The sequence below is a fragment of the Croceimicrobium hydrocarbonivorans genome, from assembly GCF_014524565.1.
Classification (GTDB): Bacteria; Bacteroidota; Bacteroidia; order Flavobacteriales; family Schleiferiaceae; genus Croceimicrobium; species Croceimicrobium hydrocarbonivorans.
Genome location: NZ_CP060139.1, coordinates 3,533,567 through 3,548,378 on the forward strand (window position 1 = coordinate 3,533,567; position 14,812 = coordinate 3,548,378).

General features: G+C 39.0%; 16 protein-coding genes. 11 read left to right on the forward strand and 5 right to left on the reverse strand.

Going from position 1 to position 14,812, the window contains the following annotated elements; genetic code table 11:
* Window positions 1-4 precede the first annotated feature (4 nt).
* From H4K34_RS15830 to H4K34_RS15850, 5 genes are all read right to left on the reverse strand, one after another.
* On the reverse strand, window positions 5-706 hold the full coding sequence (locus H4K34_RS15830; RefSeq protein WP_210758361.1) for a heme exporter protein CcmB: 702 nt from the start codon (window positions 704-706) through the stop codon (window positions 5-7).
* Complete coding sequence (locus tag H4K34_RS15835; RefSeq protein WP_210758362.1) at window positions 707-1,744, reverse strand: hypothetical protein; 1,038 nt, start codon at window positions 1,742-1,744, stop codon at window positions 707-709.
* 5 nt (window positions 1,745-1,749) lie between these two features.
* Window positions 1,750-2,103, reverse strand: coding sequence for an iron chaperone (locus H4K34_RS15840; RefSeq protein ID WP_210758363.1), 354 nt, complete (start codon window positions 2,101-2,103; stop codon window positions 1,750-1,752).
* Window positions 2,104-2,130: 27 nt separating this feature from the next.
* Entirely contained in the window at window positions 2,131-3,018 is an 888-nt protein-coding gene (locus H4K34_RS15845; protein ID WP_210758364.1) for a PIG-L deacetylase family protein, read from the reverse strand.
* Between the two features lie 107 nt (window positions 3,019-3,125).
* Window positions 3,126-3,734 (reverse strand): glutathione peroxidase, encoded by a 609-nt coding sequence (locus tag H4K34_RS15850; RefSeq protein ID WP_210758365.1) that lies wholly within the window; start codon window positions 3,732-3,734, stop codon window positions 3,126-3,128.
* Between the two features lie 334 nt (window positions 3,735-4,068).
* Between H4K34_RS15850 and H4K34_RS15855 the strand changes: the two genes are divergently transcribed.
* The 11 genes from H4K34_RS15855 to H4K34_RS15905 all read left to right on the forward strand — a co-directional run bounded on the left by H4K34_RS15855 (window position 4,069) and on the right by H4K34_RS15905 (window position 14,806).
* On the forward strand, window positions 4,069-5,637 hold the full coding sequence (locus tag H4K34_RS15855) for an ORC-CDC6 family AAA ATPase (RefSeq protein WP_210758366.1): 1,569 nt from the start codon (window positions 4,069-4,071) through the stop codon (window positions 5,635-5,637).
* 536 nt (window positions 5,638-6,173) lie between these two features.
* Window positions 6,174-7,136 (forward strand): hypothetical protein, encoded by a 963-nt coding sequence (locus H4K34_RS15860; RefSeq protein WP_210758367.1) that lies wholly within the window; start codon window positions 6,174-6,176, stop codon window positions 7,134-7,136.
* A gap of 217 nt (window positions 7,137-7,353) precedes the next feature.
* Window positions 7,354-7,776: a hypothetical protein gene (locus H4K34_RS15865; RefSeq protein ID WP_210758368.1), complete on the forward strand. Its 423-nt coding sequence runs from the start codon at window positions 7,354-7,356 to the stop codon at window positions 7,774-7,776.
* Between the two features lie 149 nt (window positions 7,777-7,925).
* On the forward strand, window positions 7,926-8,369 hold the full coding sequence (locus H4K34_RS15870; RefSeq protein ID WP_210758369.1) for a hypothetical protein: 444 nt from the start codon (window positions 7,926-7,928) through the stop codon (window positions 8,367-8,369).
* A gap of 679 nt (window positions 8,370-9,048) precedes the next feature.
* On the forward strand, window positions 9,049-9,858 hold the full coding sequence (locus H4K34_RS15875) for a DUF5984 family protein (RefSeq protein WP_246452140.1): 810 nt from the start codon (window positions 9,049-9,051) through the stop codon (window positions 9,856-9,858).
* Between the two features lie 211 nt (window positions 9,859-10,069).
* Window positions 10,070-10,201, forward strand: coding sequence for a DUF418 domain-containing protein (locus tag H4K34_RS18210; protein WP_210758371.1), 132 nt, complete (start codon window positions 10,070-10,072; stop codon window positions 10,199-10,201).
* Between the two features lie 90 nt (window positions 10,202-10,291).
* A complete protein-coding gene (locus tag H4K34_RS15885) occupies window positions 10,292-10,759 on the forward strand; it encodes a DUF4304 domain-containing protein (RefSeq protein ID WP_210758372.1) in 468 nt (155 codons plus the stop codon).
* 642 nt (window positions 10,760-11,401) lie between these two features.
* Complete coding sequence (locus H4K34_RS15890) at window positions 11,402-12,196, forward strand: hypothetical protein (protein WP_210758373.1); 795 nt, start codon at window positions 11,402-11,404, stop codon at window positions 12,194-12,196.
* Window positions 12,197-12,442: 246 nt separating this feature from the next.
* Window positions 12,443-13,015, forward strand: a complete 573-nt coding sequence (locus tag H4K34_RS15895; protein ID WP_210758374.1) for a hypothetical protein — start codon at window positions 12,443-12,445, stop codon at window positions 13,013-13,015.
* Window positions 13,016-13,145: 130 nt separating this feature from the next.
* Window positions 13,146-13,787 carry a hypothetical protein gene (locus H4K34_RS15900; RefSeq protein WP_210758375.1) on the forward strand — a complete coding sequence of 214 codons (642 nt, stop codon included), beginning with the start codon at window positions 13,146-13,148 and terminating at the stop codon, window positions 13,785-13,787.
* Window positions 13,788-13,819: 32 nt separating this feature from the next.
* Complete coding sequence (locus tag H4K34_RS15905) at window positions 13,820-14,806, forward strand: hypothetical protein (protein WP_210758376.1); 987 nt, start codon at window positions 13,820-13,822, stop codon at window positions 14,804-14,806.
* Window positions 14,807-14,812 lie beyond the last annotated feature (6 nt).

Consider the following 14,812-nt stretch of genomic DNA (forward strand, 5'->3'; position numbering starts at 1 on the left):
GATTTTAATCGCGCCAAAGGTAGGGAAATAAGAGGAAGGCCAAGAGGAGCGAGACCAATGCCAGTAAGGCGATAACTAGAATCAATCGGGCATTTATTTCCCAGTCAAATCCGGTTAAACTGCGCTCACTTAAATGGCTTAAAGTGAGGATTTGAGGGTAGAGCAGGGGGATGCTCAGAATGGCGGGTAGAGCCGGATTATTTCCCGCTTTGGCCGATATGCCTGCCACTAAAGTGAGGATGGCGCTAAAACCTAAAGCGGACAAGCTCAAAATCGTAATAAAGGCCCAGGGATCTTCGATGGGAAAGCCGGCAAAGAAGCCAAAAACAGCGGTGGTGCAAAGGGCTAATATCCAGAGGTAGATAAAGTTATAGGCGATTTTCCCGAGGATAAGATGCTCCGGTTTTAGCCAGCCATAATAAAGTAGAAAGCGTTGATCGGCCTCATAGCTAAAACTGCGGTAGGCGGCTTGTACGGCAGCAAAGAGAAAGATGACCCAGAAAAAGGCATTCCAGCTTTGTACGGATAATTGCTCCTTAAAAACCAGATTGCTGAGGTAAACGGTAGAAAGCACATAGATCAAGAGGGAAAAATAGGAGCGGCGCTCCGACCATTCCAGTTTAAAATTGAGGACTACAATCTTGCTAATGCTTTTCATGAAGGGCAAAGGTAAGGTGCTAAGGCTTGCCTTCAGTGCTACTTCCACTTAGTCCATACTGAATTGCTGGAACTCAGTATTCCAAATATGCTCAATGAAGCCCCTTTTATCATCATCAAAGGCAGCTATCGAATCCGTGTGGAATTTGCGAATGAGCTTATTGGAAGCTGAAATTAAGCGGATACAGGATTGCTCATTTCCTGCCGCATCGCAACAGTCGGCCGAAATCCTGGCGAATTCCTGACAGTGATAATCACTCACTTTAAATAGTACACTTTCCCAATTTATATCTGCGCAGCCCGTAGTAGCATAAGAGTAGAAATAGGGATAGCCATGCTTTAGCAATTTGGGCTCAGGGAATTTTTCGAAAGCTTCTACATGATGGTATTGGCCCAATAGGGTATCGTAGAGGTAAAGATCAGCCCAAATTGAATTTTGAATTTGCCAAATAAGCAGGTCTGGATAGTGGTCCTGATTGATATCTTCTATGGAAAGCTGGTGAAGGATTCCATCAATGGAAAGCATTAGGCGGTCTTTCTGGTTTTTTTGAATGCGGAGGTATTCCTGCTTATCCTTTTTAAGGAAGGAAAGCTGAAAGGAATCCTCCCTAATAACATAGCTACTATCCCATAAGACTTCTATTTGGGGAAGGACGATTTTAAAACTATCATATCGAAAAACCCTTGCGGCCTCGGGCTTTTGGGAAGTGGGCTTTTTATAATCACGCGATATACCTGGGTGCTGATAAAAGCTTCCATAAAAGCGAATGGTCTGCTGGGAATTATGGAGGGAATCCGGCAAAAGATTTTGTGCAGAGACCGCTTCAATAAAAAGGCAATCCTCTGCCTGGATTTCTTCACCTTTAGTTTTGGGAAACTTCGATACTTCCAGCCAATTGGCACAGGCGCAGGCCCAAAAGATATAGCTAAGATCCAGACTGTCTTTTTCTTCTTCCAATTGATAGCTGTAGTCCAGAATTGTTATAGGACCTTCTTCCGCATATTTCAAGATATACCAGCCCATTCCTCCGCATAAAAGCAGTAGAATCACCAGAATTGAAAAGATGCGTTTTCGGCTGAGGGCCATGAATTCTAAGCTTTGGCTTTACTTTGATTTTCCTTCAGGCGAAAGCGGATAATATCTGCTATTAAATCCAAGGGTAGTTCTTGATCCAAAGGAAATTGCACCGAACCTTTCCCTTGTTTGTAGGAGGATAGCTCTTTTTCGAAAGCGGCATGTCCACTGGGGGTAGCGTATAGACCAATATGCTTTTTAAAGGCGGAAAAATAAATAAGTGGCTTGCCAAAGGTTTTGTAGGCGGGCATGCCATAGGCGATTTTTTCCTCGGCCTGTGCTGCCTCTTTTAAGATCAAATTGCGGATTTGATGCAGCCGCTCCTGCACCTCGGCGGGAAAAGCGGCAATGTATTCTTCCACTGCATTCATAGGCCTAATTTAGGGGAAGGCCCGGATTTAGGATTCAATCACCCGGAAATATTCGTGGTGAAAGATTTTGAAATATTCCTCGGCCTTAAAGTCTTCGTAATAGGGAAGGAATTTGCGCAGGTTACGCTTCACATTCTCTGGATAGGCGCGTAAATAGGCCATTTTGCTTTGGGCTTGGGCCTGAATATCGATTTGCACATTGGGGGCAGGCATGCCTTCTATGCCGTACATTTCATTGGCAATCTCACTGGGATTGGGATAGCCGTATTTTTCCATTTTCGCTTTAAGCCAGGTATCCACGATTTCACGTTCCATATGATCGGTAAAAACGGATTGGTAGATGCGCTGGCAATCTAATTTTCCAGCCTGAAAGAGATCGAGCACCAATTGACTGATATAAATATGTTCCGGATGTCCATAGCCACCTTTTACATTGTCTAAGGTGAAAATGGCGCTGGGCTTAAATTCATTTACCTTTTGGATCAGGGCTGCAGTGATTTTCTCCTGGTAAAATTGTGGGGCGATTTCCGCATAGGGAATAGGCAGATAGGGGTTTTGCATAGTATCTAATCCCTTGCGGTAGATTCCATCGTCCACAATGGGCAGATTGCCAGCACAGATAATGGAAGCGGCATTTTCCTTTTTCCCGGGCATTAAATGGATTTGAAAACTCATTTGCTGGATGGTCCAGCCGGCAGCGGTGAGCTTGGCGATGGTTCCCGACATGGCGCAATCATCGTCGTCGTGGGCCATAATAATAAGGGCCTTTTTATGGCTTTCTTGGGCCAGAAATTGATCTTCGGGGAATTGCTCGGTTGCGGCAAAGTTTTGCAGTTCTTCGAGACTGGGCTTGTGAGAGCAAGCGCTAAATAGGAGGGCTAGGCTAAGCAAGCCTAAGGATTGGATGTTTGACATTAGCGAGGTTTAGTAAAATCAATAACGACTTAAAGCTCAAATCGATATGAAGGTCCAAAAAAAAAGCCTCTGAAGAGAGGCTTTTGAATTTTGTTTGGAATCGAAATTTATTTACCCATGGCGAAGGCCACAATTTCTTCATCCAGGGGATTGGTGCGACTGCCATGATGGGCAATCCACTTTCCATTTTCGTCAATTAAAAATTTATTGAAGTTCCAGCTCACCTTGGCATCATCCACCCCATTTAAATCTTTGTCGGTAAGCCAATGGTAGATGGGTGCTTGCTCATCGCCTTTCACATCTATCTTATCCATCATGGGGAAGCTCACACCATAGTTCTTCTGGCAAAAACTGGCGATCTCCTCATTGGTGCCCGGCTCTTGCTTGCCAAACTGATTGCAAGGGAATCCAATAATGGTGAATTTCTCGCCGCCATGCTTTTCGTATAAGGCTTGTAGATCTTCGTATTGCGGGGTGAAACCACATTTACTGGCGGTATTTACAATCAATACTCTTTTCCCTTCTAATTGGGAAAAACTGAATTGCTCACCATTGAGATCGGTTACGGTAAAATCATAGAAGGAGGGACTTTCAGCTTCTACTTTATTGCTAGCCTCATTGAATGCCAGTTTTTCACTTTTTAGAGCCGTTTCGCTATTCTGATTACAGCTGGCCAATAGGCCGAGAGCGAGAAAGGACAGGAGAATGCGTTTCATGGAAATGTGTTTTGGGAAATAACGAGCTAAAGGTAGGAAAGGTTCGGGATCTAGAGAGAGGTATGGAGTAGTTGGTAGCTGGTAGTTTGGGCTAGCTCAATAGTGTAAAATACTTTTAAGTGAATAATGGCTAGTCCCTTTGTGAATCATCTGAGGTTTTTTTGAGAAAAGATGGGATTGGGGGTAAGGCTTAAGGGAAAATTAATTTTATTTTTAGAGAGTGATAGACCTGAATTTAATCGCAATTGAATCTTCTGTTTTTCCTCAGGCTGGATGTTGTTGTTGGATTTGGGATGGTGTATATGTAAGATGTACTTCAAGCAAAAAGTAAGAAATGAATGATCAAATAAATAGAGCTATACTTCAACTTCATAAACGTGCTGAAAAGTATACGGATGAAGAGCTCGTTGAAACCTTTGTTGACGTGGGGCCCCTATTTACTCTTTTACAGAACTCGGATCATCAAATTCTGTATGGACGACGAGGTACAGGTAAGACTCACGTTTTAAGCTATTTAAAGAGGATACAAACCAACAAGGGAGACTGTTCCGTTTACCTAGATTTAAGAACAATAGGTTCAACAGGAGGGCTTTATTCAGACACTTCTATACCTCTAGCAGAAAGAGCAACTAGACTACTGGTTGATGTGCTCTCAAGTATTCATGATCAGATTCTAGACTTTACATTGTTAAACGATGAAAATATTGACCTATCTAAAATCGGCCCACCTTTAGAAAGTTTAGCAGATGCTTTTACTGAAGTAAAGATTGAAGGTCCTATTGAAACTGAAGAAACTACAACTACCTCAGGTACAGAAAAATCTGGTTTAACAATAGGTGTTAGCCAAACAGGGGTATTAGCTAACATGAATTCCCAAGACGAACAAACGAAAGGCAAAACGCAAAGAAAGGCGACATCTGGATTAGAAAAGCATAGAATTCATTTTCCTGCAATACAGCATCATTTTAAAAGTGTTATTGAAAATCTAAATGGTAAAAAACTATGGATAATTGCTGATGAATGGGCTGAAATACCATTAGATCTCCAGCCGTTTCTAGGAGATCTTTTAAGGCGTTCGTTATTTCCGTTGTTTGGAGCGTCTGTTAAAATTGGAGCCATCGAACATAGGTCAAATTTTAAAATCTCAAAAGAAGGTTCAGAGTATATTGGGATTGAAATAGGTGCTGATGTTTCTAGTGTAAATATGGACGAGTATATGGTCTTTGATAATGATGACAATTTGGCTACAGAGTTTTTCGAAAGATTGATTTTCAAACATATAAATCCTCACTTACCAGAAGCGATTAAATTTAATTCATCATCCCAATTATTAAACGCAGCATTTACACAGAAAGGGGCTTTCACTGAATTTGTAAGAGCAACCGAAGGAGTTCCAAGGGATGCTATCAACATCCTTTCACAAGCTGCACTTAAAGCAAGGAATGAAAAAATTTCATTGGTAAACCTAAGGGCAGCTGCAAGAGTGTGGTATACTAGGGATAAAGAAAAATCAGTTAGTTCAAAAGAAAACGCACTGACACTTCTTCGTTGGATAATCGATGAAGTATTGGGTAATAGAAACGCACGAGCCTTTTTACTTCAAACTGACGTAAAGAATTCATTGATTGATTTTCTATACGATTCAAGGGTTATTCATCTTATCAAACAGAGCATAGCTGGTCAAGATAAACCGGGGATTCGCTATAATGTGTACAGTATTGATTATGGATGCTATGTGGATCTAATAAATACTAACAGAGCTCCAAAAGGTCTATTTCAAGCTGAAACTGATGAGGGTATTGAGTTTATTCAAGTCCCCATGAATGATTATAGAGCAATCAGACGGGCTATTCTTGATTTAGAAGAATTCAAAAAAAGCACGAAAACACAACAACTTATCTAATACATAACTTCCCGTATATGCAGCATATATAGAATGTTTTTAATGCTGTAAAAAACTCGAAGCCATGCCTGCGCCTATCACATTAAAATCAAAAGCCCCCTTAGCCCAGAAATGAAGCGGAAGTTCTTTTTTGACTATGCTGATCTTCGCTCCCAAACATGCTGATGTTTCGACTCAAACATGCTGATGTTTGCCTTCATTCATGCGGATGTTTGGATAAAGACATAAGCATGTTTTTAATGAATGTCTCGAATCTAGGCTTTTGCTTGTCTGGAAGAGGCGGGGAAGCTTGTTTTAGGCGGCTTCCAAGCTGGAGATGGATGGCCAATATTCATTTATTGAATGCAGCAAGGAACTGGTGATTGAGGGCCTCGGTCAGGCTTATTAGAATTAAGCTGGGAAAGAAATGGGATTAATTGTAATTTTAGGGGAGCTAAAACCTGAATTTAATCGCAATCTAGAATCTGCTTTTTTCTTAGATAGGATCTTGTTGTTGCTCAGTATGGGTTTAATTTTGATAAGTTAAGTGCAACCAAATGAAATTATATCAAGACTTATCCCTTGTAACAGACAGTGCATACAATCTTGCAAGTATTATAAACGATGGAAAATATGACAATATTCTGTATTATGAATTTCATGAAAAAGTTGAGGCTACAAAAATCATTAACTGCTTAGAAGGATTAGAATCATTTACTGCGAGATCAATTAATTATTATAAAATATTCAATTCTTACGGCATTGTTGATGAGTTCCCCGCAATTATTCATATAGCTGTGAAATTAGCAGACGAGTGGTTTATAGCTAGTGATTGTGGTTCTAACTATTATCTTGGTTACGGGCCAAGTGGAATCTTGAAATTAAGAGAAGCCTGTGCTAAAAAAAATGTAATGGGCATTGTTTCAGAATGCGATTTTGATAAATGGTTGACTTACAAATTTGGGAAAGGGAAGAAATACTCAGAAAACCTCAATAATAATAAAGACCTAATTCAGTTTCAAAAGCTTATTAAGTCCCTTCAACATCTTACTGCTGAGATGCAAAGAAAACCTAGTGAGTATCAAAATCTTCAAGAAGAGAATCTCCGTGATAAAATGCTAACGCCTTTGAATGTTGTCTTTAAAGGACGTATCAATGCTGAAGCAAAAAATAATAAGGGTAAAACAGACATATTACTTAGAACGAAAGACGGTCTAAATGAATATATTTTTGAATTAAAAGTATGGGGTGGAATTCGGACTCTAAAGAAGGCTATTGATCAATTGCAAGGTTATTTGAGTTGGCATAATAAATATTCAGGAATTGTGATGTTTTGCTACAATTCAGATTTCACATCAGTTTTAAATAAGTCAGAACAGTTCTTGAAGGACAATTATAGCTTCGAAAAAAGAGGAAAACTTATCGAAAATGAATTTCGCTTTCGGCTTGTACATCCAACAGATAGATCCAAAACGATTGAATTACATTTGATATTTATAAATCTTAAAACGACCAAGTAATAAAGGTGGAAGTTACAAAGCACATAGCTTATAGCTACTAAATTGATACCACCAAGCATGCCTTCCGATAAGATAGACATTCGCTTCTTTGCCCACCTTGGTTTCTATGGACCTGCCTTCGCTTCAAAGTATATCAGAAGCCAGGAATGTACTTAACTTTGATAAGCAAGTTTAACCGTTATAAGCCATTTGCAAACCCTTGTCCTCAACTCGAAAAATGAAATTCCTGACCATCATCCTATTGCTTCTTACTTGTAAATGGGTCGACATACAGCCCACAGACCTCGAAGTTAAATACGTCGAAGGCGCAATGATGGGCGATTTTGAAAAACTGGAATTTACCGGCATTTGTGGTGGGACGGAAGCAATTGAAGCTCATTTTGACCAAATCCAGTATTGCAAGAAACTCGACCAGCTAAAACTAAAAGGTAGGATTACAAGCAATTATGGTGAAGCCTATCCCTACATGAGCTTTGTTACAGGAAAGGAACATCGGAACAAAATATTTCGCAATTCTGAAATTTTGACTTCCGATTCCACCGGAACTTTTGATTTAAGCATCGACTATAAAAAGGGAGATGAGCTTTTCATTTATGGAGTGGGAACCTATATTTTGAGGACCAGAATAATGGAAAAATAAAAGCGGACTTCGCACCTTCAGTGAGTTTATGGATCTCCTCATTTCAAGTTAAGATGTTTGAAAGATGTAAATTGGAATACCCTATCCAAAAAGGTAATAGTAAGTACTCCGGCTTAGACATTAAACACTAACTGCTTTAGCTAATTGACATGAATCCTAAACTCAAAATAGTCTTTGGAGTACTATTGATCGCTGGCCTTTCCTCATTCATTAGATCAGAATCAAAGCCAATTCCTGAAAGGGAAAGGTTTTATACCAACGAATTACAGAATGGCGATTCATTAGTAATAATTAGTTCTTTTTCGGGATGTTTTTCTGAAAGCGGTTTTACACTTGAAATTTTCATGGAATCAGATCAGATTCACCTTTCCTATCAGGAAGGTGGCAAGTCTGAACTAATAAGCAAAACGCTTCCGCTTACCTTTAAAAAGGAACTTTCTGATTTTGAGTTAAGGACAGTTCCAAATATGGCCTATGGCATAGGAACTAGCTGTAAGATGATCTTCAAATTTAATAATGAACGATTCGATACCATCAGGGAGTGCCCTCAAGAGAAATACTATTACAGGCTTCTAGAAAGAATAAAAAACTAGTTAGGAGGCTAGGCTTTTGGAGGGTGAATGGACTAGCTGAAAGCGGGGCTTACGGAGAGCAACCAGGCTTGGCTTTGGTGGGCGAAAAGCTGCTTCGAATTGGAAATCAGCACAGCTAAACCGCCACAATCCTTATCGGTAGCTATTCACCTTGTAGCTAAAAAAGTCCCTTGGACTCTAAAAGCGCGTTAACCTATATTGGCATCTAGATCTAAATTCCCCGCCTTTTTATCAATAAGATCAGGATCATAAATCCCTAAGCGACCTTACCAAGAAAAAGAAGCGGAGGTTCTTTTTTGACTATGCTGATCTTCGCTCCCAAATATGCTGATGATTTGACTCAAACATGCTGATGGTTGCCTTCATTCATGCTGATGTTTGGATTAAAACATAAGTATGTTTTTAATGAATGTCTCGATTCTAGGCTTTTGCTTAGCCGGAGATGGATGGCCAATATTCATTTATTGAATGCAGCAAGGAACTGGCGATTGAAGGCCTCGGTTTGGCTTTATAAGGATATTTTGCTTTTTGAGGCCGTGGAATGTGATGGGATAAAAATGTAATTTTAGGGGAGCTAAAACCTGAATTTAATCGCAATCTAGAAGCTGCATTTTTCTGAGCTGGATCTTAGTATTGCTGAGCTTGGGTTTTGGCGTGTAATCCATGGTCCTCAGTAGAAATGATAAACTTCAAATTAAAAGATACAAAAAGCTATAAGCCAGTGGGGTCATCTACCGGCTTAAGCATGAGTTGGTATTGGCTTACTGAGGGTGATTTGTGGATTGATTTAGGAGATTCAAGCTTGTATGAATATTCGCCTAAGGCACAAGAGTATTTCGGGGGCTTGAAATCTCAATACAATGAATATCAAATCATTCGATTTATTGAAGATTTCACCGCATTGTTTGAAGTTATTAGTGAATCAATTCCCAATGATATTTATCGGTTAGCAGAGAACTCCGCGAAATTCCTACAGGATGCTCAAAAATGGTTGGATTTAAATGATGCTGAGGAAGACCAGCAAGATGATTTCTATTTTGAGAAATATGACAAATTAATTTCTTGGATAAATAGGAGGAGTTTGGATTCCGGTCATTTAGTTGGAGGTCCTAAGCTCTCATTCTTTAGAAATAAAGACAAAATAAGAGTCACTTGGCAAGCAGATTATAAGCTTGAAAATGGAATTGACCTGTGGACGGCTGGAGAGGGGAGCATCGAATTTTCTTATTCGGAATTTATAAATGATGTTAAAGATTTTGGAGATAGATTCTTTAAACAAATGCAAGAACAGGTCGACTTAGCAGTTGAAAAGGAATGGAATGGCATTCAGATCGATAAGCAAAGATTGTTGGCTGAGCATAGTGAAAGAGAAATTGATTTTTGGAAACAGTTCAAGCTATTAAAAGGAAAGTCACCATCAGAAACAAAGTGGGAACTTATACGAGAACTGAAATCTCAAATGGATGAGGAAATAAAAAGGAAAGCCTAATAAAGTCTTGTTCCTTGAGTAGATAAAGTCAAAAGCAAAACAAATTGCTTCGAATCAACCTAGACTCAATTCCTAGATTCTTAAACACTAATTGAATAAATGAAATACCTGTTCATAATTGGACTTATTCTTGGACTAACAAATTGTTCGCTTAGTCAAGATAAACTCGCGGAGCACAAGGCTTTTAGGGAAACCTTTTCTAAAACAGAAATTGAAGATCTGCAATATCATCTGGGTTTTACAGTTGGTTTTAAGTTTCTTGTGCTTAAGGAAATTTCAACAAGGTCCTTTGGAGTGGGTCTGGAGAAAATTAACCTATAGCAATTTTGATAGATCAAATTAAAAGGAGGAGAAGCGATATTAAGAACAGCTTTGCTGCAGGCTGAAAAAGATGAATGCTAAAGACAAACAGAAAGAATTTATAAAGTCTTATTTGAAGCCGAAACTCCGTGAAGAAGGTTTTAGGACCACTGGGCAAACCTGGTGGAAGATTATGGATGATTTCTTTATCCTGATTAATCTTCAAAATTCACAATGGAATACTAAAGAGAGCTTAAGCTTTTGCTTCAATGTCGGAATTGGCTTAACCGAGAACCTGAAAGACCCAAACAAGAAAAGGGCGACCTATTTTGACCTAGCGACGCCATTACGGGAAGGAGCCTACTTGTCGGATAAACGGGATAAGCACAAGTATCGACGGGACGCTTCGCTTGGCTATCTGATTACCGAGAAGACAGAGCTTGAAGATTTCAAAAATGAACTTAGGATCGATTTTGAGAATGATATTCTACCAAAATTAAATCGACTAAAGACGCTTCAAGACTGTTTAGAATTCTATCGACCATTTACCTTTTGGGGAGAGCGACTTCAAAAACAGGTGAACGATCTAAAGAAAAGCTAAAATATCGGCCACTAAGTTCTGTTTATGTAAATGCAGCTAGTACGCCTTCAGATGCCCCAGCCTTAGATGATAATAAAATCACCTTTCCCTTGCTAAGCGCCAACAACTGCACTTATTTAGCTAAAATCTTAGCACCACTTGATTAATGACAGAGGAACAGAAGATACTTTGGACCAAGATTGAAGAATTCGAGATAGATGACATAGACTCGAGCTTCACCTTTACAGATCGACTTGCAAGAGAAAATGGCTGGACTATAGAGTTTTCACTGCGGACGGTAGAGGAATATAAAAGGTTCATCTTTTTAATCTGTATAGCAGACCATCCCTTAACTCCATCTGATCAAGTTGACCAAGTTTGGCATTTACATTTGATATATACCCAATCTTATTGGATTGACTTTTGTAAAAACACAATCCATCGAGACATTCATCACGGCCCTACGAAAGGAGGGCAACAAGAAAAGGACAAATACAAGGATTGGTACGCGGAGACGAAAACACTTTATCAAAGAATATTTCAAACACGCCCTCCTGAAGACATTTGGCCATCAAGTCAAATTAGATTTGGTGAATTGAACTATACGAGAGTCAATAGACATAGAAACTGGATAGTTCCTAAACCAAAGCTAAAAACAAACTAATGGAATTACTCTCAAAACTTACGCCTGCGGAAACCTATTTGCTTCTTGAAAGCTCAAATGCGGACCTAAAAAAATTATTGAAATACACCTTTATGGACTTGCTTCTCAAGCGAGTCCTTAAAACAACAGAGCTTAAAAAACAAAGTCATCGTAAGGACCGTGTTCGGGTATACAATTATGTAATTGCGGCTAAGAACTTCCCTAAGTACAAACCCTTAGCTCATGAAATGATTTATCTAAGCCCATATTACAGAAGTAAGTCCATGAAAATCCTTTTTCGAAACTTGGTAGCTATGGGCTTTCAAAATGCTGGCGGTAAAAAAAGGTTCATCCGAAATTATCTGGTGACATCACCAAATCTTGAAGGATACTTTAAAAGCGGATTATTCAATTACTTGTTTGCTGAGCTCAAGTTGACTGATAAAGGCTTTGATGCACAACAAAAAATTAAATTGAAAATTGCTCAACTTGAAAAGGAGCTGCCAGAGATTCTTCAGGCTGATAAGAAAAAAGCACTTGAAATTCTCCTCACTATAAAGGGTAATATTTTCCTGCTAAAGGACCTTGACTTTGATTTATTGAAACAAATCGACAGACAATTAATGGAAGAATTCCAGCGGCAAAACAGAGACTATGACACTGGATGTTACGGCTGTGCGACCTGGGATACTTATGACAGCTATGAAGATTCCTTCGATAGCAGTTATGACTCGGCTGACTCAGGAGGAGGAGACAGCGGGTGTAGTAGTTGCAGTGGGTGCAGCGGTTGCGGAGGCTGTGGGGGTTGCAGTTAAGAAGAATAGAAATAATAGGAGGGCTTAAAGGAATTTGGGAGATGAGGAAAAATATTCTTCGGTTTGATATCGGAGAATAGACCTAGCTCTAGAACCTTTAAATTGAAAACTAATAAATCGCCTAGCAATTACAGGCAGTTTTAAAGCAGCTAAAGCGTTTGCGGTCGTCTAAACCTTAGTAGACCCTAAATAGCACTGTTTCAATGATTACCGCGACACCATATTTATTATTAGCGTAATTAAAAAATGAAGGACTTCGAAAAACAAATGACTCAATATTGGATGAAAGAATTTCCTAGTGTTTGGTCATTTTTAGGGTCGCCTGAAGAAGCAGGAAAAATTCCAACTGAACATAAGGACCAGATTCACTTCCTAAATGAAAAGGGGACTGTGCTGATTGAGCAGTTTCTGGAAAGTTCAAAAATGACAAAAGGCTTTCCTTTTAAGCCATTTAATGATTATTTCAAAAGGATTGAAGATTTCCGGATCACGGAAAATTGCGATACTGAAATAAAAGAGTGGTTATATAACAAAGGAATACCCTTTTCAAAGTACGTTTTCATTGATTACGACCGAAGTGGACATGCGCTAATGTTGACTTGGAAAATGATACTAAAATATTGGGAAGGAATATTTTTCGCTGAGGACCTTTTAGTTTTCGACAGTGCCTTGCAATGGGGACTGTTTTATTACCATGGAGATCAACTCTGGTTTGGCTCAGAAGTGATTTTTAAGCCGAAAGCAGAAGCTCAAAGGACCATTGAAATGAACGAAATCCTAAAAAGCTTAAGCAATGCCAATAAAGGGTATGAAGCATAGGTCAGGCAGTGGTTTCGATCTCTTTGCAAGCTTTGTCATGGGCAACAATTGAACCTGTTCGTACTATTTTAATGAGTTCATTTTTAGGGAAGTTTACAGTTAACGAGATCCTTAAAGCAAAATGGAATTAATGACTAAAGAAGAAGTCAATTACATACTCAATTATTTCAGCCACTTAATGCCCCAGGATGATAGGTTGACGCTTAAGTATCATATGTATACCCATAGCAAGTCTGATGATCCAAAATTGCAGAAAGCAATAAATGAAAGAGCGGAGACTAGTGAAAAAGTAGAAAATCAGGAAATACTAGGGAAGGCTTATGAAGAGTTTGAACTGGGGGTGGCTAAAAAGATAGTGAATCAGTATCCTGATAAGCTGTACTTCAATCGGTGTCCAAAATGTAATTCACTTGCAAGAACGCCTTATGCCAGGCAATGTAAAAGTTGTGGATTTAATTGGCATGAGAATGCTTTAGCGCGTTTTAAACTTGAAAGATCCTTTCAGCTCACTGGAAGACAATTTTTTCTTCTAGGTGAAATAACAAAAGGAGAGATTAAGATTGGTCAGTTTATTGACCTAAAGATGCTAGGCCTAAGCAGAAGAGCTAAAATTGAAGCAGTAGAATTTTATGATAAAGGGGATAATGGTGAAGTCCAAGCAGGTATTGGTCTCGGACTAGGAGAACTAAGCGAAGAGGAAAAGGACTTTATTAAAAGACTAGGTTCATTCGAAACTCCAATAGACATATTCGTGAAAAAATTAAATGGCTAAAATAGTCTTGAGTATATAAACCTTAGCTTAAAATGAATATGAGAACAATCGGAACAACTTTTCTAATTCTAAGTTCCCTAACAAGCTTTGGACAATTCAGTGAACAGAATATTGAAACAGATTCGTCCTACATTGAAATAATCCGAAATTCAGAATATCATATTTACGAAGAGACGTACAAGGAAAAGGACTCCGTCTGGTATAGTGTGCATTTCATTGATGACACCACAAGATTGAACACTGAAGGCTGGAAAACCAAAGATGACCAAGCACTTGGTGTGTGGCGAGAATACAATTTTAAAGGAGATCTGCTTTACACCCGTGACTATGATCAAGCAAGCTGTATTGTAAACAAAGACTTTTATCCTTATCACGACCTGGTAGAGCAAATGAAATCAAAGGCAGACAGCTTAATCATTTCAACCTACAGCCGCGAGTTTTTTAACAAGCATGTTCGTTTTGATTTCAACTGTAATTTTTATGATGATCAAGGATATGTAGGCACTTGGATTGAACCAATTGAAAGAAAGCCTACAAAATTCGTGTTCAGATATAGCGTGAAAATTGGAGAATCTAATTGGTATCCAGAAATGATAGGAATACAATTGGACTCAGTTGGGAATTACCAACCTACTCGTGGCTATTGGAATAACTCTGGTTTTGAAAATGTAAAGTCCCAAAATAGAACCTTTCAAATTGACAAGGTGAAAGCTATGGAAGCAGCCAAAGAGCATGGGCTAATGACCACCGACCCCAATAAGGTTACTGAGTATCTAAATTGGGAAAAGTTTAGGAAAACAGAATTTTACAATGGACAATTCAGATACTACATTGCTGAATTAAGAGAGGAGATTAAGGACCTAAAGGAAAATGGTCGTTCGAGTGTTGTTTACAAATTCAATGTTTATTCCTTTAATCCTTGGACTGGAGAATTTGTAGAATTGAAAAAGATGAAAAACATTCATTCTTGGGGAGAAAGCAGTGGGTCTTGGTCAGGGTTAATTCCAGACAATAATTGAAAAGCT